General features: G+C 71.8%; 22 protein-coding genes. 11 read left to right on the top strand and 11 right to left on the bottom strand.

Translation table 11 applies throughout. From position 1 onward, the window contains the following. Positions 1–13: 13 nt before the first annotated feature. The 6 genes from hflX to miaA form a co-directional block, all read right to left on the bottom strand. Positions 14–1,534, bottom strand: coding sequence for a GTPase HflX (gene hflX / locus IE140_RS13880; RefSeq protein WP_006128051.1), 1,521 nt, complete (start codon positions 1,532–1,534; stop codon positions 14–16). 131 nt (positions 1,535–1,665) lie between these two features. Further along, entirely contained in the window at positions 1,666–3,111 is a 1,446-nt protein-coding gene (locus IE140_RS13875; RefSeq protein ID WP_150195849.1) for a M1 family metallopeptidase, read from the bottom strand. A 194-nt stretch (positions 3,112–3,305) separates the two neighbouring features. Beyond that, on the bottom strand, positions 3,306–5,468 hold the full coding sequence (locus tag IE140_RS13870) for a RelA/SpoT family protein (protein ID WP_150195847.1): 2,163 nt from the start codon (positions 5,466–5,468) through the stop codon (positions 3,306–3,308). A gap of 213 nt (positions 5,469–5,681) precedes the next feature. Continuing rightward, entirely contained in the window at positions 5,682–6,548 is an 867-nt protein-coding gene (gene dapF / locus IE140_RS13865) for a diaminopimelate epimerase (protein WP_150195845.1), read from the bottom strand. A 103-nt stretch (positions 6,549–6,651) separates the two neighbouring features. Beyond that, positions 6,652–7,104: a hypothetical protein gene (locus IE140_RS13860; protein ID WP_030715963.1), complete on the bottom strand. Its 453-nt coding sequence runs from the start codon at positions 7,102–7,104 to the stop codon at positions 6,652–6,654. Between the two features lie 104 nt (positions 7,105–7,208). Further along, entirely contained in the window at positions 7,209–8,147 is a 939-nt protein-coding gene (gene miaA / locus IE140_RS13855) for a tRNA (adenosine(37)-N6)-dimethylallyltransferase MiaA (RefSeq protein WP_109180331.1), read from the bottom strand. A 154-nt stretch (positions 8,148–8,301) separates the two neighbouring features. Here miaA and IE140_RS13850 point away from each other — a divergent pair, with 154 nt between their 5' ends. Further along, the gene (locus tag IE140_RS13850) at positions 8,302–8,604 is read left to right on the top strand and encodes an antitoxin (RefSeq protein WP_032769491.1); all 303 of its coding nucleotides are present in this window, start codon (positions 8,302–8,304) and stop codon (positions 8,602–8,604) included. A gap of 155 nt (positions 8,605–8,759) precedes the next feature. Here IE140_RS13850 and IE140_RS13845 read toward each other — a convergent pair whose 3' ends face one another. Beyond that, positions 8,760–9,500 carry a class III extradiol dioxygenase subunit B-like domain-containing protein gene (locus IE140_RS13845; RefSeq protein ID WP_150195843.1) on the bottom strand — a complete coding sequence of 247 codons (741 nt, stop codon included), beginning with the start codon at positions 9,498–9,500 and terminating at the stop codon, positions 8,760–8,762. A gap of 146 nt (positions 9,501–9,646) precedes the next feature. Next, a complete protein-coding gene (gene miaB, locus IE140_RS13840) occupies positions 9,647–11,167 on the bottom strand; it encodes a tRNA (N6-isopentenyl adenosine(37)-C2)-methylthiotransferase MiaB (RefSeq protein WP_006128043.1) in 1,521 nt (506 codons plus the stop codon). A 138-nt stretch (positions 11,168–11,305) separates the two neighbouring features. On the opposite strand from miaB, the gene IE140_RS13835 reads away from it, so the two are divergent. Beyond that, the gene (locus tag IE140_RS13835) at positions 11,306–12,307 is read left to right on the top strand and encodes a TAXI family TRAP transporter solute-binding subunit (protein ID WP_150195841.1); all 1,002 of its coding nucleotides are present in this window, start codon (positions 11,306–11,308) and stop codon (positions 12,305–12,307) included. Positions 12,308–12,390: 83 nt separating this feature from the next. Here IE140_RS13835 and IE140_RS13830 read toward each other — a convergent pair whose 3' ends face one another. Together IE140_RS13830 and IE140_RS13825 are read right to left on the bottom strand one after the other, a co-directional pair. Continuing rightward, positions 12,391–13,785: a sensor histidine kinase gene (locus tag IE140_RS13830; protein WP_150195839.1), complete on the bottom strand. Its 1,395-nt coding sequence runs from the start codon at positions 13,783–13,785 to the stop codon at positions 12,391–12,393. A 21-nt stretch (positions 13,786–13,806) separates the two neighbouring features. Next, complete coding sequence (locus IE140_RS13825) at positions 13,807–14,499, bottom strand: response regulator transcription factor (RefSeq protein WP_032769484.1); 693 nt, start codon at positions 14,497–14,499, stop codon at positions 13,807–13,809. Positions 14,500–14,886: 387 nt separating this feature from the next. Between IE140_RS13825 and IE140_RS13820 the strand changes: the two genes are divergently transcribed. The 9 genes from IE140_RS13820 to IE140_RS13785 all read left to right on the top strand — a co-directional run bounded on the left by IE140_RS13820 (position 14,887) and on the right by IE140_RS13785 (position 22,406). Beyond that, complete coding sequence (locus tag IE140_RS13820) at positions 14,887–15,672, top strand: amino acid ABC transporter ATP-binding protein (RefSeq protein WP_032769482.1); 786 nt, start codon at positions 14,887–14,889, stop codon at positions 15,670–15,672. Between the two features lie 32 nt (positions 15,673–15,704). Further along, positions 15,705–16,628 (top strand): glutamate ABC transporter substrate-binding protein, encoded by a 924-nt coding sequence (locus IE140_RS13815; RefSeq protein ID WP_032769476.1) that lies wholly within the window; start codon positions 15,705–15,707, stop codon positions 16,626–16,628. 192 nt (positions 16,629–16,820) lie between these two features. Then, complete coding sequence (locus IE140_RS13810) at positions 16,821–17,468, top strand: amino acid ABC transporter permease (protein ID WP_006128036.1); 648 nt, start codon at positions 16,821–16,823, stop codon at positions 17,466–17,468. Continuing rightward, complete coding sequence (locus IE140_RS13805; RefSeq protein ID WP_150195837.1) at positions 17,465–18,406, top strand: amino acid ABC transporter permease; 942 nt, start codon at positions 17,465–17,467, stop codon at positions 18,404–18,406. Before IE140_RS13810 ends, IE140_RS13805 begins: the two co-directional genes overlap by 4 nt. Positions 18,407–18,582: 176 nt before the next feature. Then, complete coding sequence (locus IE140_RS13800) at positions 18,583–20,304, top strand: FAD-dependent monooxygenase (RefSeq protein WP_150195835.1); 1,722 nt, start codon at positions 18,583–18,585, stop codon at positions 20,302–20,304. Between the two features lie 24 nt (positions 20,305–20,328). Then, positions 20,329–20,475 carry a putative leader peptide gene (locus tag IE140_RS36590; protein WP_366385032.1) on the top strand — a complete coding sequence of 49 codons (147 nt, stop codon included), beginning with the start codon at positions 20,329–20,331 and terminating at the stop codon, positions 20,473–20,475. Positions 20,476–20,548: 73 nt separating this feature from the next. Then, positions 20,549–21,178, top strand: coding sequence for a cupin domain-containing protein (locus tag IE140_RS13795; protein WP_150195833.1), 630 nt, complete (start codon positions 20,549–20,551; stop codon positions 21,176–21,178). Next, positions 21,175–21,588, top strand: a complete 414-nt coding sequence (locus tag IE140_RS13790) for a rhodanese-like domain-containing protein (protein ID WP_150195831.1) — start codon at positions 21,175–21,177, stop codon at positions 21,586–21,588. The genes IE140_RS13795 and IE140_RS13790 overlap by 4 nt, the downstream gene beginning before the upstream one ends. A 191-nt stretch (positions 21,589–21,779) precedes the next feature. After that, positions 21,780–22,406 carry a DUF6197 family protein gene (locus IE140_RS13785; protein ID WP_006128031.1) on the top strand — a complete coding sequence of 209 codons (627 nt, stop codon included), beginning with the start codon at positions 21,780–21,782 and terminating at the stop codon, positions 22,404–22,406. 51 nt (positions 22,407–22,457) lie between these two features. Here IE140_RS13785 and recX read toward each other — a convergent pair whose 3' ends face one another. Further along, positions 22,458–23,207: a recombination regulator RecX gene (gene recX, locus IE140_RS13780; RefSeq protein ID WP_150197127.1), complete on the bottom strand. Its 750-nt coding sequence runs from the start codon at positions 23,205–23,207 to the stop codon at positions 22,458–22,460. Positions 23,208–23,210: the final 3 nt, after the last annotated feature.

Raw genomic sequence — 23,210 nt, 5'->3', positions numbered from 1 at the left:
GGTCGGGTCGCCGTCAGTGCGCGGCGAGGACGAAGGTCTCCAGCTCGGCGGCCAGCTCCTCGTGGACCTGGGCCTTCAGCAGGGTGCCCTCGGCGGTGTGCTCCTCGGAGAGCACCTCGCCCTCGGCGTGCACCCGGGAGACCAGAGCCCCCTGGATGTACGGCACGAGCACCTCGATCTCGACGGACGGCCGGGGCAGCTCGGCGTCGATGAGCGCGAGCAGCTCGTCGATGCCTTCGCCCGTCCGGGCCGAGACCGTGATCGCGTACTTCTCGTTGCGGAGCAGGCGCTGGAGGACCAGGGGGTCCGCCGCGTCCGCCTTGTTGATGACGACGATCTCTCGCACGTTCACCGCGCCGACGTCCCGGATCACCTCGCGGACCGCGGCGAGCTGCTCCTCCGGCACCGGATGGGAGCCGTCCACCACGTGCAGGATGAGATCGGACTCGCCGACCTCCTCCATCGTGGAGCGGAACGCCTCGACGAGGTGGTGCGGCAGATGCCGGACGAAGCCGACGGTGTCGGCGAGGGTGTAGATCCGGCCGCTCGGCGTCTCGGCCCGGCGGACGGTCGGGTCCAGGGTGGCGAACAGGGCGTTCTCCACCAGGACACCGGCCCCGGTCAGCCGGTTGAGCAGGGACGACTTGCCCGCGTTGGTGTATCCGGCGATGGCCACGGAGGGCACCTTGTTGCGCTTGCGCTCCTGCCGCTTGATCTCGCGGCCGGTCTTCATCTCCGCGATCTCCCGGCGCATCTTCGCCATCTTCTCGCGGATCCGTCGCCGGTCCGTCTCGATCTTGGTCTCACCGGGACCACGGGTGGCCATACCGCCACCGCCGCTGGAACCGCCGCCACCCATCTGCCGGGAGAGCGACTGACCCCAGCCGCGCAGCCTCGGCAGCATGTACTGCATCTGCGCCAGCGAGACCTGCGCCTTGCCCTCACGGGACTTGGCGTGCTGGGCGAAGATGTCGAGGATCAGGGCGGTCCGGTCGACCACCTTGACCTTGACGACGTCTTCCAGGTGGATCAGCTGGCCGGGGCTCAGCTCACCGTCGCAGACGACGGTGTCGGCACCGGATTCGAGCACGATGTCCCGCAGCTCCAGCGCCTTGCCCGAACCGATGTACGTCGCCGGGTCGGGCTTGTCGCGCCGCTGGTACACCGCGTCCAGCACCTGGGCGCCCGCCGTCTCGGCGAGGGCGGCGAGCTCCGCGAGGGAGATCTCCGCGTCGTGCACCGTCCCCGAGGTCCAGACGCCCACCAGCACCACGCGCTCCAGGCGCAGCTGGCGGTACTCGACCTCGGTGACGTCCTCGAGCTCCGTGGAGAGACCGGCCACGCGCCGCAGGGCGGCACGCTCGGAGCGGTCGAGCTGATCGCCGTCCCGGGCTCCGTCGATCTCGTGGCTCCAGGCGACGTCCTCTTCCATCAGGGCGTCGGCCCGGCGGGCCTCGGTGAGGCTCTCGGTGGTGTTCTCCGTGGCGCTCTGCGCGTCCTGCGCGTCCTGGGGAAGGGAAGAAGAGGAGGTCATTGGATCCTTACGTCGATAGAAGTCTTTGCGTCAGTCACAACGTGTGATCTTCCCGGAAGATTCCCTTCGGGGAACTCCGGTGCGGTCCGCCGCGCCGACGCGTCGATAGTGGCACGGCCCCGCCGGGCCCGTCACGCGGGTTTCGCGCTGCGCCAGTCCGGGTGCCCGGGCATCGGCGGGGTCTTCCCGCCGTACAGCCAGCCGTCGAAGAAGGCCGTCAGATCACGGCCGGCGACACCGGACGCCAGCCGGGTGAAGTCCGCGGTGGTCGCCGTGGAGTCCCGGTGCACCCGGACCCAGGTGCGCTCCAGCCGGTCGAAGGCGGCCTCGCCGATCTCCTGGCGCAGGGCGTAGAGGACCAGCGCGCTGCCGTCGTACATGACCGGGCGGAACAGGCTGAGCTTCTGCCCCGGGGCCGGGCCGTCCGGGTGCGCGGGCGGGCCGCCGTCGGCCCGCCAGCCGTCGGAGAGCTTGTACGCCGCACGCATCCGGCGTTCCAGGGTCGGGCCGCCCTTCTCCTCGGCGTACCGGGCCTCGTACCAGCTGGCGTGCCCCTCGTTGAGCCACAGGTCGGACCAGCTCGCGGGCGAGACGCTGTTGCCGAACCACTGGTGGGCCAGCTCGTGGATCATCACCGAGTCGACGTACCACTCCGGGTAGGCGGGCTCGGTGAAGAAGGACTTGCCGAACAGCGACAGTGTCTGGGTCTCCAGGGCGAACCCGATGGGGCTGTCGGCGACGAGCACCCCGTACGTCTCGAAGGGGTAGCGGCCGACCCGCTGCTCCATCCACTCCAGCTGGGCCGGGGTCTTCTTCAGCCAGGGCTCCAGCTTCCTCCGGTCGGCGGCCGGGACGACGTCGCGCACCGGCAGCCCGTGCGGGCCCGTGCGGTGCACGACGGCTGAGCTGCCGATGGAGACCTGGGCCAGCTCGGTGGCCATGGGGTGCTCGGTGCGGTACGTCCAGGTGGTCGAGGAGCCGTGCCGGGTCTTCGCCACGGGCAGCCCGGCCGCGACCGCCGTCAGCCGGTGCGGGGCGGTGATCTTGAAGGTGAAGTACGCCTTGTCGGAAGGGTGGTCGTTACCCGGGAAGACGCGGTGGGCGGCGTCGGCCTGGTTGGCCATGGCGAGCCCGTCGGCGGTCCGCACCCAGCCGCCGTCGTCCCCGGATCCGCTCGGGTCGCTGGTGTGCCGGACGGTGATGTTCAGCGGTACACCCGCGGGGAGGCGGCGGGGCGCCTGGAGGACGAGGTCCTCCCTCTTGCTGCCGAAGTCGACGCTCTGCCCGTTGACCTCGACGCCCCGGACGGTGCCCCGGGCGAAGTCGAGGTTGATCCGGTCCAGCGGGGCGGTGGTGCGGGCCGTGATCTTGGTGACGGCGTCCAGGGGTTTGGTGTTGGAGCCCTGGTAGGTGAAGGCGATGTCGTACGCGAGGACGTCGTATCCGGGGTTGCCCAGCTCGGGGAAGAGCCGGTCGCCGATGCCCAGGGGCTCGGGGGCGGGCAGGGCGGCGGCGACGAGGGTGGCCGAGGCGGTCGCCAGCAGGGCGGCACGCAGGCGGCGGGTCAGGAGCGGCATGGACTACCGCTATCAGCGCGGGGCCGCCGGGCCGGGGAGCCGCGCGCCGCACCACCCGAACGAGGACGGGTGGTGCGAGGCGGCTCGGCACGCCGGGGCGGAAGGGGCATGGCGGCTCGGCCCGCCGGGGCCGGGTGCCTTCGGTGCGGCCCGGCCGGTGGGGCGGCCCGTCGGGCGGCCGTTTCGGGTGCCGCTCAGCCCGTCGGGGCCGGGTGCTGGGCGCGGCTGACGTCGTAGACCCCGGCGACGTCGCGCATGGCGCGCATCAGGCCGGGAAGACCGGCGGCGTCAGGGAGCCTGAGGGTGTAGGTGTGGCGGACCCGCTGCTCGCTGGGCGGTTCCACGGTGGCGGAGACGATCGCCGCGTCGGCGGTGGCGATGGCCTCGGTGAGGTCGGCGAGGAGGTGAGGGCGGCCGAACGATTCGGCGACCAGGGTGACCCGGCAGCCCGCGTCGGACTCCCGGCCCTCCCCGACCGCCCAGTGGGCCCCGACCGGCGCCCGGCCGATCTCCTGCATCGCGGTGACGGCGGGGCACTCCCGGCGGTGCACGGTGACCGCGCCGCCCCGGACGACGAAGCCGGTCAGCTCGTCGGGGGGCACCGGCGTACAGCAGCCGGCCAGGCGCACCTGCGCGTTCGGGTCGTCCACGACGACGCCCGTGGGGCGAGGACCTGACCGGCTGCGGGCCGGAGCGGCAGCCCCCGGAGCCTCGCGTTCCGAGGAGGGCTCGCTCTGAGCGCCGGGCGAGGCCGCCCCGGCGGTCTCCGGGTCGGGCTTCGCCCCGTCCGGGTGGTCGGTGAACCAGCCGGTGATCGCGATCCGGGCGGCGGGGGTGCGCGCGTGGTCGAGCCAGTCGGGCGAGGGGCCGGAGGCGGTGTCCTGGGCGAGCAGCAGCTGCACGGTGTCGCCGTCGCTGAGGACGGTGCTCAGGGTGGCGAGGCGGCCGTTGACCCGGGCGCCGATGGCGGTGTGGGCCCTGTCGCCGTACTGGGAATAGGCGGCGTCGACGCAGCTGGCCCCGGCGGGCAGCCCGAGGGTGCCGCCGTCGGTGCGGAAGACGGTGATCTCGCGGTCCTGGGCGAGGTCGTCGCGCAGGGTGGTCCAGAAGGTGTCGGGGTCGGTGGCGGACTCCTGCCAGTCCAGCAGCCGGGAGAGCCAGCCGGGCCGGGTCGGGTCGGCGCGCTCGTCGGACGGCTGGCTCTGCGGCGGTGCGGCGGGGTCCTGGGCGTACGGGTTGCCCAGCGCGACGACTCCCGCCTCGGCGACCTTGTGCATCCGGTGCGTACGGATGAGGACTTCGGCGACGGCTCCTCCGGGGCCGACGACGGCGGTGTGCAGCGACTGGTAGAGGTTGAACTTGGGGGCGGCGATGAAGTCCTTGAACTCGGAGATCACCGGGGTGAAGCAGGTGTGCAGTTCACCGAGGACGGCGTAGCAGTCGGCGTCCTCGCCGACCAGGACGAGCAGCCGTCCGAAGTCGGTGCCGCGCAGTTCGCCGCGTTTCCTGCGGACCCGGTGCACGGAGACGAAGTGGCGTGGCCTGATGAGGACTTCGGCACTGATGCCCGCGTCGCGCAGGGTGTGCGTCACGTTGTCGGCGATGGTTTCGAGCGGGTCGTCCGGGCTCTTCGCCGCGGCGATGAGGGCGCGGGTCTCCTCGTACTCCTCGGGGTGCAGGATCGCGAAGACCAGGTCCTCCAGCTCGGTCTTGAGCGCCTGTACGCCGAGCCGTTCGGCGAGCGGGATGAGGACGTCCCGGGTGACCTTGGCGATCCGGGCCTGCTTCTCGGGGCGCATCACCCCGAGGGTGCGCATGTTGTGCAGCCGGTCCGCGAGCTTGATGGACATGACCCGGACGTCGTTGCCGGTGGCGACGAGCATCTTGCGGAAGGTCTCCGGTTCGGCGGCGGCGCCGTAGTCGACCTTCTCCAGTTTGGTGACCCCGTCGACGAGATAGCAGACCTCGTCGCCGAACTTCTCCTTGACCTGATCGAGCGTCACTTCCGTGTCCTCGACGGTGTCGTGGAGCAGGGAGGCAGTGAGGGTGGTGGTCTCCGCGCCCAGCTCGGCAAGGATCAGCGTCACGGCGAGCGGATGCGTGATGTACGGCTCGCCGCTCTTGCGCATCTGGCCGCGGTGCGAGGACTCCGCGAGGACGTAGGCCCGGCGCAGGATGGTGAGGTCGGCGTCGGGGTGGTGGGCGCGGTGCGCCTCGGCGACATGGCTGATGGCGTCGGGCAGCCGGTCGCGGGAGACCGGGCCGCGCAGTGCCACCCGGCCCAGTCTGCGCAGATCGATCCGGGGGCGGCTCCGCCTGCGAAGGGGGGCGCCCGGATCGGCGGCCTCTGCACTCATGGGCACCTCCGGCGACTCGACCGGCGGGGCGAGGGCTGGATGCGCCTCGGGGCCGGTGCTTGATGCTATCGAGCCCACCACGTGGCGCAGTCCAGCTCTCGCCCAGCGTGAAACGGATCACCCATTCGAGCGAAGCCCGGACCGATCACCGTTTCGAGCGAGCACCGTCCCGGAGGCCGCTGAGCCGCCCCGGGGAAAGCGTCGAGCCATCGCTCAGGCGGTTTCGAGCCAGGCCGGGTCGATGACGCCTTCGGCGACGATCACGGCGGGGCCGGTCATCTCGACCGCACCGTCGGGGTGCTCGGTGATGACGAGGGTGCCACCGGGGAGATCCACCCGGTACGTGACGGGGAGTCCGGTCACGGCGGGGTCGGCGCCGTCCCGGCGGGCGGCGGCGACGGCGACCGCGCAGGCTCCGGTGCCGCAGGAGCGGGTCTCGCCGGAGCCGCGCTCGTGGACGCGCATGCCGACGTGGCGCGGGCCCCGGTCGACGACGAACTCGACGTTGACGCCTTCCGGGTAGACCGCCTCGGGGGTGAAGGGCGGGGCGGTGAACAGATCGCCCGCGTGGTCCAGGTCGTCGACGAACGCGACGGCGTGGGGGTTGCCCATGTTGACGTTGCGGGCGGGCCAGCTGCGGCCGTCGACGCTGACCGTGACGCCCGCATCGGGCAGCAGGGCCTGTCCCATGGAGACCGTGATGTCGCCGTTCTTGGCGAGGTGCACCCGCTTGGGGCCGCCCCGGGTGGCGACGGTCAGGTCGCCCTCCTCGACGAGGCCGGCGCGCTGGAGGTAGTGCGCGAAGACACGCACGCCGTTGCCGCACATCTCGGCGATCGAGCCGTCCGCGTTGCGGTAGTCCATGAACCACTCGGCCGTCTCCGCCATGGACCGCGCCTCGGGGTGCGCGGCGGACCGCACGACGTGGAGCAGTCCGTCGCCGCCGATACCGGCCCGGCGGTCGCAGAGCCGGGCGACGAGGGCGGCGGGCAGCGTGAGGGTGTTGTCCGGGTCCGGGACGATCACGAAGTCGTTCTCGGTGCCGTGACCCTTGAGGAAGGCGATCTGCGAGGTGCTCACACGCCCACTGTACGAGGCGGCGCCGACAATCCGCTCCGGCGGACCCCCGTGATCGGCTTCGCCGTCCGGGGCGCCGAGGGCTCGTCGCGCGGGTCCGCGGCCGTCAGCGCAGCCGGGCCACGCGCCAGACGGCGAGGGCGACCAGAGCGAGGCCGGTCACGGCGTACAGCGCGATCACCCGCCAGTCCGGCCGGTCGCCCGAGCCCCGGGAGGGCAGTCCGGGCCAGGTGTGACCCACGCGGCGGGCCGCCATCATGCCCCAGCCGGCCGCGCAGCAGCTGATCAGGAGCCCCAGCATGGCGACGATGGCACCACCGTCGCCGAACTCGAAGGCGAGCGGGAAGGCGAACATCAGCGAGCCGACCGCGGCCAGCATGACGATGGGGGCGAGCTGCCAGATCCGCAGCTTGCGGGTGGGCCGCAGCTCGACCTCGACCTCGGGGGTCACGTCCTGCTCGTCGGGCCCGTCGGGGCTCAGCCGTCCCGCGGTCTCCCGCGGTGACGGCACCTCGTGCTCTGTGTCGCGCTGCTCCGTGTCGCGAGGGCCGGCCTCCATCGCCACGCGCCCTCCCAACTCGGACTCCACTGGATCGATGCTCGATGATGGCACGGTCACGGGCGCCGAATTGACGGGCGGAGCTTCCCGATGCCATCACGTGATCAGGCTGTGACCGCTCGTTCGACCAACGTCAGTGCCCGGTGCGGGAGTTCCCCCCGGTCGCGGTCCCCGCCGCCGAGCCACACGACACGCGGGTCGCGGCGGAACCACGAATCCTGACGGCGGGCGAAGCGCTTGGTGGCGCGCACGGTCTCGGCCCGCGCCTCGTCCTCGGTGCACTCCCCCGCGAGCGCCGCGAGGATCTGCTGGTAGCCGAGGGCCCGTGAGGCGGTGAGGCCCTCGCGCAGCCCGGACATCTCCAGGGCGCGCACCTCGTCCACCAGTCCGGCCTCCCACATCCGGTCGACCCGCAGGGCGATGCGCTCGTCCAGTTCGGGGCGGTCCACGTCGACGCCGATCTGTACGGCGTCGTAGACCGGCTCGTCGCCGGGGAGATTGGCGGTGAAGGGCTTGCCGGTGATCTCGATGACCTCGAGGGCGCGGACGATGCGGCGGCCGTTGCTCGCCAGGATGGACCGGGCGGCTTCCGGGTCGGCGGCGGCGAGCCGTGCGTGCAGGACGCCGGAGCCGCCCTCGGCCAGCTCCGCTTCGAGGCGGGCGCGCACCTCGGGGTCCGTACCGGGGAACTCCAGGGCGTCGATGGCGCCCTTCACATACAGCCCGGAGCCGCCGACCAGGATGGGAGTGCGCCCCTCGGCGAGCAGCCGGTCGATCTCCAGGCGGGCCAGGCGCTGGTATTCGGCGACGCTGGCGGCCTCGGTGACGTCCCAGATGTCCAGCAGCCGGTGCGGCACGCCGTCGCGCTCGGGGAGCGTCAGCTTCGCCGTGCCGATGTCCATCCCCCGGTAGAGCTGCATGGAGTCGGCGTTGATCACCTCGCCGCCGAGCCGCTGGGCGAGAAAGACCCCCAGATCCGATTTTCCGGCCGCTGTGGGGCCTACGACGGTGATGACGCGGGGGGTGGGGTGGGGAGGGGTCACCGGGACAGTCTCCCAAAAAGTCCGGGCCCTCCCGAACACGCCGGGTGGCGCCATCGGAGGAGTAAAAACGGCAGGAACGGACAGGTGACGGACAATGGGGGCGGGAGAACGCTCCCGCGACGACAGTCCTCCACACTGCACGGAAGGTGACCCAATGGGGTTCCTGGACAACCTGAAGGCCAAGCTGGGGCCTGCCAAGGAGAAGGTCGGCGACCTCGCGCAGCAGCACGGGGGCAAGATCGAGCAGGGCCTCGACAAGGCCGCGCGCACGGTCGACCAGAAGACCAAGGGCAAGTACAGCGACAAGATCGATTCGGGTACGCGCAAGGCCAAGGAGGCCGTGGACAAGCTGGGCCAGAAGGACGGCGGCACGCCCGGAACCCCCGGTGCCCCGGGTACGCCCGGGAGCACCCCCGGCGGCCCCGGCAACACGCCTCCTCCGCCGCCCGCGTCCTGACGTAACCGTCGTCCCACCCAGGCGGCGGGTCCGGAGCCGAGCGCGCCGGGCCCGCCGCCGGTCCGTTCTGGGCCGGGCTGTCCGCCGCCGGTCCGATCTGGGCCGGACCGGCCGGGACGGTCTGTTCAGCACCGGACCGGCCGGAACCGGTTCCTTCAGGACCAGGCTGCGACGGTGTAGCCGACGCCGTACGGGGCGTCCTCGTACAGCAGCCGTCCGGCGAGCCCGGCGTCCCGCGCGGCGCCGCCGAGCAGCTGCCAGGGTGCCCGTCCGGCCGCCTTGAGCTCATGGGCCAGTGCGGCGTCGAGCGCGGCGATGGCGTCGAGGTCCGCGGAGCCGAGCGCCTCGGTGGCCCGGGCGTCGAACGCGGCGGCCCGGTCGTCGAGGTAGCCGGGCGCCTTGAGGGTGCGGCAGGCGCTGCCGTCGCCCATCACCAGGAGCGCGACCCGGTCGGCGCGTCCGGCGACGGCACGGCCGGCCTCCGCGCAGTCCTCCGGGGCCGCGGTCGACAGAAGGGCGAGCCCTTCGACGGGGGCGCCCGTCCAGTGGGCCCGGCCCAGCAGCCAGGCGCCCACCGTGAGGGACTGGGGCAGCGGACGGCCCGCAGTCGTGGCGTCGTCGGGCGCGTGGCCGAGCGTCACGTCGAGGTCCACGCCGACGCCCCGGAAGGTGCCGTGCGCGCCGGGCGGGTAGGGCCCGACGGTCGGGTGCTCGCCCGGCTCGGACGGCTCGTCGCCGGGCCCCACGACGACGAGCAGGTCCGGTCGCGCGGCGGCGAGCACGCCCACCGCGTCGAGGCACGCGTCACGCGCGGCGTCCAGCTCGGGGGCGGCCCCGGCGGCGACCTCGGGCACCAGGAGCGGCGGACAGGGGCAGACGGCTGCGGCGACAAGCATGCCGGTCAGCGTACTTGCCGACGGCCGCGAGCCGGTCGGCCGCACGGTGCCGTCGGTCTCCCGGTCGGGGTCGGCCGCTCGGTGGAGGCCGACCCGGACCGGGAGACCGACGGCCGACCCCGGGAGCCGCGCCCGCCCCCGAGCCCTCAGCCGATGCCGCAGGCCGGGGCCGTGGCGGCCGGGAGCGGGTCCGGGGCGCCGATGCCGGGGAGGCCCAGCATCACTCCGGCGGGCTTCGCGGCGGCTTCGGTGGTGCGCTTCTCCCAGGCGTCGCCCGCGCGGGTGGACCGTACGGCGAGCGGCGTGCCCTCGGCGAGCAGGTGGTGCGGGGCGGCGTAGGTGATCTCGACGGTCACCACGTCGCCCGGGCGCACGGCCTGCTCGGGCTGCGTGAAGTGGACCAGGCGGTTGTCGGGGGCGCGGCCGGAGAGCCGCTGCGTGGCGCCGTCCTTGCGGCCCTCGCCCTCGGCGACCATGACGTCCAGGGTGCGGCCGACCTGCTTCTTGTTCTCGTCCCAGGAGATCTGCTCCTGGAGGGCCGACAGGCGCATGTACCGCTCCTGGACGACCTCCTTGGGGATCTGGCCGTCCATGTCGGCAGCCGGGGTCCCGGGGCGCTTGGAGTACTGGAAGGTGAACGCGTTGGCGAAGCGGGCCTCGCGGACGGCGTGCATCGTCTGCTCGAAGTCCTCCTCGGTCTCGCCGGGGAAGCCCACGATGATGTCGGTGGAGATGGCGGCGTCCGGCATGGCGGCGCGGACCTTCTCGATGATCCCGAGGAAGCGCTCCTGGCGGTAGGAGCGGCGCATCGCCTTCAGGATGCTGTCGGAACCGGACTGCATCGGCATGTGGAGCTGCGGCATCACGTTGGGCGTCTCGGCCATGGCGGCGATGACGTCGTCGGTGAAGTCGCGGGGGTGCGGTGAGGTGAAGCGGACGCGCTCCAGGCCCTCGATCTTTCCGCAGGCACGCAGCAGCTTGGAGAAGGCCTCGCGGTCGCCGATGTCGGAGCCGTACGCGTTGACGTTCTGGCCGAGGAGGGTGATCTCGGAGACGCCCTCGGCGACCAGGGCCTCGATCTCGGCCAGGATGTCGCCGGTACGGCGGTCCTTCTCCTTGCCGCGCAGCGCCGGGACGATGCAGAAGGTGCAGGTGTTGTTGCAGCCGACGGAGATGGAGACCCACGCGGCGTAGGCGGACTCGCGGCGGGTGGGGAGCGTGGAGGGGAAAGCTTCCAGGGACTCGGCGATCTCGATCTGCGCCTCTTCCTGGATGCGGGCGCGCTCCAGGAGGACGGGCAGCTTGCCGATGTTGTGCGTACCGAAGACGACGTCGACCCAGGGGGCCCGTTTGACGATGGTGTCGCGGTCCTTCTGCGCGAGGCAGCCGCCGACGGCGATCTGCATCCCGGGGCGTTTGGTCTTCATGGGCGCGAGGCGGCCGAGGTTCCCGTACAGCTTGTTGTCGGCGTTCTCCCGCACCGCGCAGGTGTTGAAGACGACGACGTCGGCGTCGCCGTCGGAGCCCTCGGGGGCGCGGACGTAACCGGCGCCCTCCAGGAGACCCGACAGCCGTTCGGAGTCGTGGACGTTCATCTGGCACCCGTAGGTGCGCACCTCGTAGCTCTTCTGGACGTCCACTGCTTCGCTCCGGTTGCCGCTGCTCATGGGACAAGGGTAGGCGGTTGCCGGGCGGTGCCCCTCCTGCCCCGTATCCCTGCCCCTTGCTCCCTGCCCGCCCGCTGTGGGGCGGGCCTCACGGGCGAGCCTGGCCAGGGGGGCGGTTGAGCTGGCAGGATCGCGCGCATGCACCACGCTCTGTCCCGATTCGGCCGCCGGCGCACCCTGCAGACGGGCGCCGTCCTCGCGGTCGTGCTCGGGCTGCTCGCGTGGTGGCTTCTGCCCCAGGGGGACGAGGGGGACCCGAGCGGCCCGCTCACCTTCTCCACCGGAGTGCCCAGCGGCGTCTACCAGCGTTACGGGGAGCGGCTGGAGGACGCACTCGCCAAGGACATGCCGGAGGTGGCCATACGGCTGCGGACCAGCGAGGGGTCGCAGCAGAACCTCGCCCGGGTGGCGACGGGCGAGGCGGACTTCACCATCGCCACGGCCGACGCCGTGGCCACCTATCTGCGCGACGGCAGGCAGGGCGCCCAGCGGCTGCGCGGCTGCGTCCGGCTGTACGACGACTACGTCCAGCTGGTCGTCCCCCGCGACTCCGACGTCCGCAGCGCCTCGGATCTGCGGGGCAAGCGGGTGGGCGTCGGCCAGGAGGGTTCCGGGGTGCGGCTGGTCGCGGACCGGCTGCTGAAGGCGGCGGGCCTCGATCCGGCCGACGACATCACCCCGGTGCCGGTGGGGATCGACACCATGCCCGTACGGCTGACGCAGGGACAGCTGGACGCCTTCTTCTGGTCGGGCGGGCTGCCGACCGCCGCCGTGCAGGAGCTGTCGGAGCGCTTCGACATCCGGCTGGTGCCGCTGGAGGCCGACCTGGTCGCGAAGCTGCAGGCGGCGACCGGCCCCACCCGGTTCTACCGGTCGGCCATGATGCCCGCCGACGCCTATCCGGAGGCCCAGCAGGGCCAGTCGGTGCCCACGGTCGCCGTCGCCAATCTGCTCGTCACGACGGACCGTACGGACGCGGGCATGACCGAGGCCTTCACCCGGACGGTGATCAACAGCCGGGACCGGATCGGGCGTGAGGTCCACGCGGCGCAGCTGGTGGACCTGCGGACGGCGATCTACACGGATCCGCTGGACGTGCACGAAGGGGCCAAGGACTACTACCGCTCGGTGAAGCCGTGACCAGCCCGCGGCGTACCGCTCGGTGAAGCCGTGACCGCCCCTCGGCGGGGGCGCGGGGTCTCTTGACGCGGAGGGCTGCCGGCTCAGCCGCCCTGGCGTTCGCGGGGCAGTGAGACGGTCACCCGCAGGCCGTGCGGTGCGTGGTGCTCGTACGCGATCGAGCCGCCGCCCGCCGCGAGCAGCACCCGGGAGATGGAGAGGCCCAGCCCCGATCCGCTGACGTTCTGGTGGCGGGTGCTGCGCCAGAAGCGGTCCCCGACGCGTTCCAGTTCCGCTTCGGTGAGACCGGGGCCCCGGTCGGCGACCACGACGGTCGCCGTACGGGTTCCGGCGGCGACGGAGACGGTGACGTCCTCTCCGGCCGGGGTGAACTTCAGGGCGTTGTCGATCACCGCGTCCAGGGCGCTGGAGAGCGCCACGGGGTCGGCCCAGGCGGTGGCCGCCGGGGCGCCTTCCAGGGTGAGCCGCACGCCCTCCCGGTCCGCCATCGGCCGCCAGGAGGCGACCCGCTCGGCGGTGAGCGGGACGATGTCGATGAGCTGGAGGTCCGCCTCGGCGTGCTCGGCCAGCGCGAGGTCCAGGAGGTCGTCGAGGACCCGGGCCAGCCGCTTGCCCTCGGTGCGGACGGCCGCGATCTCCTCGCTGTCCTCGGGCAGCTCCAGGGCGAGGAGCTCGATGCGCAGCAGCAGGGCGGCGAGCGGGTTGCGCAGCTGGTGCGAGGCGTCGGCGACGAAGGCGCGCTGCTGCTCCAGCACGTCCTCGACGTTGTCCGCCATCTCGTTGAAGGAGCGGGCCAGGTGCCGGAGTTCCGGCGGCCCGGCGGAGGCGGCGACGCGGGAGCGCATGCGGCCCCCGGCGATGTCGCGGGTGGCCGCGTCCAGGGTCCGTACGGGCAGCAGGACCCAGCCGGTGAGCCGGACCGCCGCGGCGACCGCGACCAGCAGGGCGAGTGCCTCGCCGAGGCCGATGAGCAGCCAGGTCCGCAGGATCCGGGAGCGCATCTCGCCGGTGGGCGAGTCGATGACGACCACGGCGACCACGTCACCGTCGCGCACCACGGGCGAGGCGACGACGACGCGCCCGTCCTGCCAGGGCCAGACCTGCGGCGGGTCGTGCGAGCGGCGGCCGAGCAGCGCCTCGTCGAAGGCTGTGCGCCCCTCCCCCTCGGCGGGCAGGGCCCAGAAGCCGGGGGCCTTGGCCAGGGCCCGGTCGTCCTGGAAGAAGACGCCGGCGCGGATGTCGTACACCGAGGCGTAGACCTCCAGGTCGGTCTGGAGGGTGCGGCGGCGCTCCTCGCTGTCCGGGGAGGTGTCGGTGATGGCCTGGGCCAGGGCGGCGAACCGCGCGGTGTCGTCGATCCGGTCGATGACCAGGCGCTGCTGCTCGGCGGCGGCCACGCTGATCGAGAGCGGGAAGCCGAGGGTGACCAGGACTGCGGCCATCAGGACGATGAGCAGCGGGAGCAGGCGGGAGCGCACCGGGGAAACGTACCCGTTCGGTTACGCGGACGGCGCGACGAGCCGGTAGCCGACGCCCCGCACGGTCTCGATCAGGGTGGGCAGCCGCAGCTTGGAGCGCAGGGAGGCGACGTGGACCTCCAGGGTGCGTCCGGTCCCCTCCCAGCTGGTGCGCCAGACCTCGCTGATGATCTGCTCACGGCGGAAGACGACGCCGGGGCGCTGGGCGAGGAGGGCCAGCAGGTCGAACTCCTTGCGGGTGAGCTGGACTTCCTCACCGTCGATGCTGACCCGGCGGGTGGGCAGCTCGATGGCGACCGGCCCGAGGCGCAGGGCGGCGACGGGGGTCGGTGCGGTGTCCTCGCCGCTCGACGTGCGCCGGGCGACCGCGTGGATACGGGCGAGCAGTTCGCCGGTGTCGTAGGGCTTGGTGACGTAGTCGTCGGCGCCGAGGTTGAGGCCGTGGATGCGCGAGCGCACGTCGGCGCGGGCGGTGACCATGATCACGGGGGTCGCGGTGCGCTTGCGGATCTTGCCGCACACCTCGTAGCCGTCCTGGTCGGGCAGGCCGAGGTCGAGGAGGATCACCCCGAAGGGCTCCTTCTCGGCGGGCAGCAGCGCGCGCAGGGCCTCTTCGCCGTTGCGGGCGTGCACGACCTGGAATCCGTGCCGGGCGAGCACGGCGGACAGGGCCGCCGCGACATGGTCGTCGTCCTCGACGAGCAGCAGTCTCATGACCCTCCCTCCGTCTCCCCCGGGGCCGTCCGGCTCCTCGGGCTCATCTGTGCAACCGTTGCACGCTGTCACCGGGTGTTGTCCCGCGTTTCACCCTGCTTCATCCGGAGGACCCTTGTCGTGATCTTCCGTTCATCGATGCTTCGCGTCGACCTCGCTCAAGGCATCCACGCCGATGAACGGCTCACCAGTCAAGAGTCTGCCGGTTACAGCGGGGTTTCCGTTATGCACCCGGTACGCCCCGGGGCGGCGCCGGGCGTCCTGTTCACGCGGAGTGTCCGGTTGCCGCCGGATCGTTATGCTCAATTTCCGCTCAGATGTAATGACGTTGGTCGCACTGCGTCATTAGGGTCCTTGTTCAACCGAGGAGGACGGAGCAAGAAGCCGATGAGCGGAGTTTCAGTGACCAAGGACGCCGAGGATGCCGCGCCCGCGGCGAACGACCTGGTCGTACTGAGCAACGTCAACAAGCACTTCGGCGCGCTGCATGTGCTCCAGGACATCGACCTGACCATCGCCCGGGGCGAGGTCGTGGTCGTCATCGGGCCTTCCGGGTCCGGCAAGTCCACGCTGTGCCGCACGATCAACCGCTTGGAGACGGTCGATTCGGGAGCGATCTCGATCGACGGCAAGCCCCTGCCCCAGGAGGGCAAGGAGCTGGCCAGGCTGCGTGCCGACGTGGGCATGGTCTTCCAGTCGTTCAATCTCTTCGCACACAAGACGGTGCTGGAGAACGTCATGCTGGGCCAGATCAAGGTCCGCAAGGCAGACAAGAAGGCCGCGGAGGAGAAGGCCCGGACCCTGCTCGACCGGGTGGGCGTAGGCGTACAGGCCGACAAGTACCCGGCGCAGCTCTCCGGTGGTCAGCAGCAACGCGTCGCGATCGCACGGGCGTTGGCGATGGACCCGAAGGTCATGCTCTTCGACGAGCCCACGTCGGCGCTCGACCCGGAGATGATCAACGAGGTCCTCGAAGTCATGCAGCAGCTGGCCCGGGACGGGATGACGATGATCGTCGTCACCCACGAGATGGGCTTCGCCCGGTCCGCCGCCAACCGCGTCGTGTTCATGGCGGACGGGAAGATCGTCGAAGAGGCGGCGCCCGAGCAGTTCTTCAGCAATCCGCGCAGCGACCGGGCCAAGGACTTCCTGTCGAAGATCCTTCACCACTGACGACAACGACCTACGACCTAAGGATTGTTCACATGAAGCTCCGCAAGTCCGCCGCCGTGGCGGCCATCGCCGTCCTCGCCCTGACCGCGACCGCGTGTGGTGGCAAGGAGGGTTCCGCCGGTGACAAACCGGGCGGCACGAAGCCGGGTTCCTCCGACGCCCCCGCGCTCCCCACCTACACCGCGGCCACCGGTGTCGACCTGGACTCCCCGGTCTTCAAGAAGGCCAAGGAGCGCGGCAAGCTGATCATCGGCGCCAAGGCCGACCAGCCGTACCTCGGCTTCGAGGACCAGTCGACCAAGGAGCGCTCGGGCTTCGACATCGAGCTCGCCAAGATGGTCGCCGCCGACCTCGGCTTCTCGGAGAAGCAGATCGAGTGGAAGACCGTCGACTCCGGTGTCCGTGAGACGGCCATCTCCAAGGGCCAGGTCGACTACTACGTCGGCACCTACACGATCAACGACGAGCGCAAGAAGCAGGTCGGCTTCGCCGGTCCGTACTACAAGGCCGGCGCGGACCTCCTGGTGCGCAAGGACGAGACGGCGATCACCGGCAAGGAGTCGGTGAAGGGCAAGAAGGTCTGCTCGATCGTCGGCTCCACGCCGCTCCAGGAGATCAAGAAGCCGGAGTACGGCGCGAGCGTCGTCGAGCTGGCCAAGTACTCCGACTGCGTGCAGCAGCTGCTGACCAAGCAGGTCGACGCCGTCACCACGGACGACTCGATCCTCAAGGGCTACGCCGCCGCCAACAAGGGCAAGCTCAAGGTCGTCGGCAAGCCGTTCACCGACGAGCCCTACGGCATCGGCCTGAACAAGGACGACAAGGTGCTCCGCGAGGCCATCAGCAAGTCGCTGGAGGACCGCGTGAAGGACGGCACGTACAAGAAGATCTACGAGGCCACCCTCGGCCTGTCCGGCTCGGACTACGTCGACCCGCCGGCCATCGAGCGTTACTGACGCCCTCGGGCGCCCGGCACCGTCGGGCGCCCGGCACCTCCCGGTGCCCGAGCGCCGACACCCGTCACGGCGCCCCGCGAGTGACCCAGGCGTCCCGTACGCCGCCGCCGTACCCCTCTCCCCGGGGACGGCGGTCGTACGGGGCGCTCCTTCCCCTGCCCCGATGCCGATGACCGCCGACGCGGAGACCTCATGAACGTACTGCTCGACAATTTCCCAGCGTTCCGCGACGGCTTCATAGGAACTGTGTCGATCACCGCCGTCAGCTCGCTTATCGCCCTGGTTCTCGGTGTCGTCGTCGCCGGATTCCGCGTCTCGCCGGTGCCGCCGCTGCGGTACTTCGGCACCGCGTGGGTCACGCTGATGCGCAACACCCCGCTGACGCTGCTCTTCCTGATCTTCTTCTTCGTCGTGCCGGAGATCCTCTTCCCGGGGATGAGCCCGTTCGTCCTCGGCTCCCTGGCCCTCGGTTTCTACACCTCGTCCTTCGTCTGCGAGGCGGTCCGCTCCGGTATCAACACCGTGCCGCTGGGGCAGGCGGAGGCCGCGCGCTCGATCGGTATGACGTTCGCCCAGACCCTGCAGATCGTGGTGCTCCCCCAGGCCACGCGCACGGTGATCCCGCCGCTGAGCAGCATCTTCATCGCCCTGACGAAGAACTCCGCGATCGCCGGTGCCTTCAGCAACGCCGAACTGTTCGGCTGGCAGAAGCTCATGAGTGACAAGGGCTACGACATCGTCCCCGTCTTCATCTGGGTGGCCATCGGGTACCTGATCATCACCTTTACCATCAGCGGTCTCTTCCGGCTGCTGGAGCGTCGCATGGAGGTCGCCCGATGAGCGCCAGCGTTCTTTACGACGCCCCGGGCCCCAAGGCCGTCGTCCGCAACCGGATCTACGCCGTCGTCGGCAGCCTCGCCATCGTGGCGCTGATCGTCGTCAGCATCCTGCGGCTGGCCGACAAGGGGCACCTCGCCCCCGAGATGTGGGACATCTTCAACTACGCGGGCATCCGGCAGAACATCGCCGACGCGGTGCTCGCGACCCTCAAGGCGTTCGGTCTCGCCGCGGTCGGCTCGCTGGTCCTCGGCGTCCTCCTGGCGGTGGGCCGGCTCTCCGACCACAAGCCGATCCGCTGGGTGGCGACCACGTTCATCGAGCTGTTCCGCTCGCTGCCGCTGCTGATCACCATCTACGCGATCTGGGTCGGCTTCCTCACCGATCACTCGATGTGGGCGCTGGCGGCGGGCCTCTCCGTCTACAACGGCTGCGTCCAGGCCGAGGTGCTGCGGGCCGGTATCAACTCGGTGCCCACGGGCCAGAGCGAGGCCGCGTACGCCCTCGGCATGAGCAAGACCCAGGTCATGACGACCGTCCTGATGCCGCAGGCGATCCGGTCGATGCTGCCGACGATCATCAGCCAGCTCGTGGTGACCCTCAAGGACACCTCGCTCGGCTTCATCATCCTGTACCCGGAGCTGCTCCAGACCGCGCGTCTGATCGCCTCCAACACCCAGGTGAACGGCCAGTACCCGTACGTCTCGACGATCGTCGTCATCGGCACGATCTACATCGCGATGTGTCTGCTGCTCTCGGCGCTGGCGACGTGGATCGAGAAGCGCGGCCGCCGGGCCAAGACCGGCATCAAGGTGGCGCCCGGCGTCCAGACCGCCGACATCCCCACGGCCGAGGACATTCCCGGCCCGAGGGAGGGGGGCGCAGGGGGCGCAGGCCCGACGGACGGCGGTGCCGCTGGGGCCGCAGTGACGAAGGACTGACCTCCCCGGGGCCTTGCCGGCCCCTCCCGGCAGGAGCATTCGAGGCAGCGGCGCACGCGTCGCTGCCTCGGTCACTTGACGCAAGCACCACCAGTGGGTTGCATACGTTCTGTGATCACGCACCCGGCTACCACTGCCACGTTCCGCATGACCGTCAGGGCCGGAGGGTACGCGCTGTGGACCCGGTGATCGTCGTCGGCGCCGGGCCCGTCGGCCTGACGCTGTCGCTGTCCCTCGCCGCCCAGGGCGTCCCGTCGGTCCTCCTCGACGAGGGCCCCGGCGCGGAGGAGCCCCGGCCCGCCCGCACGGTCGTGCTGCGCGAGGACACCGCGGACCTGGTGGACCGCCTCGGCTGCCGGGAGCTGGACCGGGTCGGGCTGCGCTGGACGGGCTGGCGTTCGATGCGCCGGAAGCAGCTGGTCCGGGAGATGCCGCTGGGCAGGGCCCGGCCGGACGAGGACGGTGAGCCGCTTCCCGGGCTCCTTCCCGCACCGCTGCACCTGCCGCAGCACGAGCTGAGCGCCGCGCTGCGTGCGGCGGTGGACAAGGAACCGCTGGTCCGGCTGGTGCCGCTGAGCCGGATCGACACCCTGGAGCAGGACCGCGACGGCATCACGGTGCACACCAGGGAGCCGGGATCGACCTGGTGGCGCGGGAGTTATCTGGTCGGCTGCGACGGCGCCCGGTCGACCGTGCGCAAGCTGCTCGACATCCGCTTTCCCGGTCGTACAGCGGTGGAACGGCATGCCGTCGCCGCACTGCGGGCCGAACTGCCCTGGCCCGGCCAGGCCGTGTCGCACCGTCAGCCGCCGTGGCGGACCGGCGGCGAGGAGGTCTCCGCCCGGCCGCTGCCGGACGGCGTCTGGCGACTGGACTGGCTGCTGCCGCCGCGCGGCGAACTGGTCACCCCGGAAGCGGTGATCACCCGGATCCGGGACACGCTGGCCGGCTGGTGCGGCGAGACCCCTCCGTACGAACTGCTGGACACCGGCGTCCACACGCTCCACCACCGGCTCGCCCGGCGCTGGCGCAGGCAGCGTGCCTTCCTGGCGGGGGACGCGGCGCACCTGCTGGGGGCTCTGGGCACGCAGGGGCTCGACGAGGGCATCCGGGACGCCGAGAACCTGGCCTGGAAGCTGGCCCACGCCTGGCACCACGGCCCGGCCGAGCAGTTGCTCGACAGCTACCAGGCGGAGCGACGGGCCGCGGTGGCCGCCCGGTTGCGCGCCGCCGATCAGTCGCTGCCGATACTGCGCGGCGGGGGCGGTCTGCGGACCCTGGTTCCGGGCGCCGCACGCGGTCACGACACCCTGCTCGCCGACGGCCATCTGGGCCGCGGAGCACTGGGTGCGCCCCCTTCGTACTCGCACTCCCCCCTTTCACCTCCGCACGCCGAGGCGCACACCGTTGTCGGTACGCCCCCGGGTGCGCCGGTCGTGGATGTGACGGTGGCCGCGCCGGACGGAACGACGACCCGGCTGCGGGAGCGACTCGGGCAGGGGCATCCGCTGGTGATCCTGGTCGCGCCGGGGACCGGTGTCTGGGACCGGCGGCACTGGCAGACCGCGGGAGTCATGCCCCGCCTCACGGACGCCGTGGCGGCGCTCCCCGGTACGACGGAACTGCTGGTCACCGAGAGCTATCCGGGGGCGTCGGCCCACACCGTCCTGCTGGTCCGGCCGGACGGGCATCTGGTGGCGGCCTTCGGCGGCGTACGGCCTGCGGAGCTGTTCACGGCGGCGCAGGCCGCGCTGGGCGGTGCGCCCGATGCCGGGCGGGAGCACGCGGCGGAGGAGGACGAGGAGAGCGGGGGCCGGAAGAGCGGCGGCCGGGAGAGCGGGGGCGAGAAGGGGACGCGGGCGCGGGTCCACGCCGAGGGGACCGTCGGGCACCGCTGACCGGTGGTCCGTCGTCCGCCGCACATGTGCCTCCGCGGCGGACGCACATTGACCGTCACGGGCACGCGTGGTGTACTCCAGATCATGACCGACACCGATGTGCGCCTGTGGCGGAGGGTCCATATGGATCTCGTCCGTTACGCGGGCTGCGTGTGTCGCCCGTCCTGCTGAATCGCCTTCCTCTGCCGGTACGTGCCGCTTGCCGCACGGCCGGGATCCCGCGCGTACTCTCAGGACGGTCCTCGTGTCTTCCGCTCACTCCGCCGTGCCCACGGCCGGCTCGGTGCCTTCTCCTTCTTCCACTTCTTCCACTGTCTCCTCCTCCGCCTCCGCTGCCTCTGCTGCCTCCTCCGCTGCCTCTGCTGCCTCCTCCGGCGGTGCCGCGCCGACGATCGCGGAGCTGCTGGAGTTCGTCCGCCGCACCGCCCGGAACGAGGCGCTCATCGCCTCGTTGCCCCTCGATCCGGAGGGCCGCACCTGGATCCGGCTCGACGGCCCCGGCGGCAGCGAGGCGTGGCTGATCGGCTGGCCGCCCGGCACCGGTACGGGCTGGCACGACCACGCCGACTCGATCGGCGCGTTCACTACGGCGGCCGGTGCCCTCAAGGAGCACTCGCTGGCCGTACGGTTGCCCACCGACGGCTGGAAGACGCTGGAGCTGACGGACGGGGTGGACCGGTCGAGGGAACTGGCGACCGGTCAGGGCAGGGCCTTCGGGCAGAACCACGTCCACGAGGTCCTCAACGAGTCCGAGGACGTGCACGCGGTCTCCGTCCATGCCTACTACCCGCCGCTGCCGCGGATTCGCCGGTTCAGCCGCACCGGTGCGGTGCTTCGGCTGGAGCAGACCGAGAGCCCCGGGGACTGGCAGTGAGCGAGAACCGGAGCACGGACGCCCCTGGTCCGGTGGGCATCGACGAGCTGCTGGAGCGGGTCAGGGCCCGTTACGACCGGATCGACCCGCGCGAGGCCGCCGCGGCGGCGGAAGACGGGGCTCTGCTCGTGGACATCCGGTACGCGGCACTCCGCGACCGGGACGGTCTGATCCCCGGCGCGCTGGTCGTCGAACGCAACGAGCTGGAATGGCGGCTCGACCCGCAGGGCAGCCACCGCGCGCCCGAGGCGGTCGGCCACGACCTCCGGGTCGTCGTCATCTGCAACGAGGGATACGCCTCCAGCCTCGCGGTCGCCTCGCTGCGGCAGCTGGGACTGCACCGGGCCACCGATCTGATCGGCGGCTTCCAGGCGTGGCGCGCGGCGGGACTCCCGGTCGCCGCCATCTGACGCCCGCCCCTCTGTCACCCGTCCCCCTGACGGGCGTGCCTTGGCACGTGGCGCCCGGCACCTGAGCTCAGGTGCCGGGCGCCAGGTCTCTGCTGCCACACACTCGAACGCCACGTTCCACTGGAGCAATCGCCACGCGTGACCGACATTCGCCTCACACAGAGGACCGAAATGTACGGAGATGAGCGCATATGGCGACCGCTGTCCTCACCCCCGACCAGCTCGACGGCCAGGCCGCCCGGCTGCACGACACTCAGGCGTGGCAGCAGATCGTCACGGGCTGGGAGCACAGTGCTCCCGAGCTCTCCCCGGCCCCCGCACCCACCCCCGTACCCGCACGGCCCTCCGACTGGCGGAGCCTGCTGTCCGTACCCGTGGACCGGCTGATCGACGACACGGTGCGGTCCCTGCCCGCGCCGCCTCCGCACCAGCGTCCGCTGCCCGGACGGCTGGGCGCGATGCTGCCCGACCGTGTCCACCTCTGGCGGCGGGTCGGGCAGAGCGATCTGCGCCCTTCGGCCCATCTCGGCCACGCACGGCAGATCCTGGTTGAGTGGGGCTGGCAGAACACCCCGTACCGGCTGCGGAACGCCCGTGGCGCACGCTGTGTCTGCGGCGCCATGCTTTCAGCGCACCGCCTCGGCTACGGCTCCCTCGACACCGTGGACCGGGCCGGCGCCTGGCTGATCACGGAGCTGCGCGCGCAGGGGTGGCCGGGGCTGATCGGCCCGTGGAACCGCCATCCCGGCCGCACCGCCGCCGACGCCCTGGCCCTCCTCGACGCCACCATCCGCCGCGCGTCCCTGGCCGGACAGTAGCGTCGGACCGGACCGTAGCGTCGGCCAACGACTCGCGTCAGGGGACCGGTGTCAGAAGGGCTCGTCCAGGCCCTCCGTGTCCTCGCCCTCCTCCTCCAGCGCCTGACGCACCACCCGCAGGGCCATGCCCTCCCCGTATCCCTTGCGGGCGAGCATCCCGGCCAGGCGGCGCAGCCGCTTGTCCCGGTCCAGGCCCCGGGTGGAGCGGAGCTTGCGGGCGACGAGCTCGCGCGCCGTCTCCTCCTCCTGGTCCGGGTCGAGCTGCCCGACCGCCTCGTCGATCACGGCGGAGTCCACGCCCTTCGTCCGCAGCTCACGGACGAGGGCGCGGCGCGCGAGCCCCCGGCCGTGGTGCCGGGACTCCACCCAGGCCCCGGCGAACGCCGCGTCGTCGATCAGCCCGACGTCCTCGAAGCGGGCGAGCACCTCCTCGGCCGCCTCGTCCGGAATCTCCCGCTTGCGCAGGGCGTCCGCGAGCTGTTTACGCGTCCGCGGTGTCCCGGTGAGCAGTCGCAGACAGATGTTGCGCGCCTGCTCGACCGGGTCACGCGGCTCCCCCTTCTCGGCCCTCGACGAGGAGGGGGAGCCGCTGCTTCTGGTGCCGGAGCGGGCACGGCGGCCCGCTCCCTCGCCGAATCCGCTCCCGGCGCCCGCTCCCTCGCGTGAGCGGCGCCCGGACCGCGCCTCGGCGTCGTCCGCTGCCGCCCCCCGCGCGGCAGCGGACGCGTCGGGCCCGTAACCGGCTCCGGCATCGCCGCCCGACTCGGCGGGGCTGTCCGGCCACTCCGTACGACGTGTCACGGC

The sequence above is a fragment of the Streptomyces parvus genome (genome assembly GCF_014648875.1).
GTDB classification, from domain to species: Bacteria; Actinomycetota; Actinomycetes; order Streptomycetales; family Streptomycetaceae; genus Streptomyces; species Streptomyces parvus.
The sequence above is the reverse complement of the archived record's forward strand: the minus strand, read 5'-3'. Positions and strand labels throughout refer to the sequence as shown.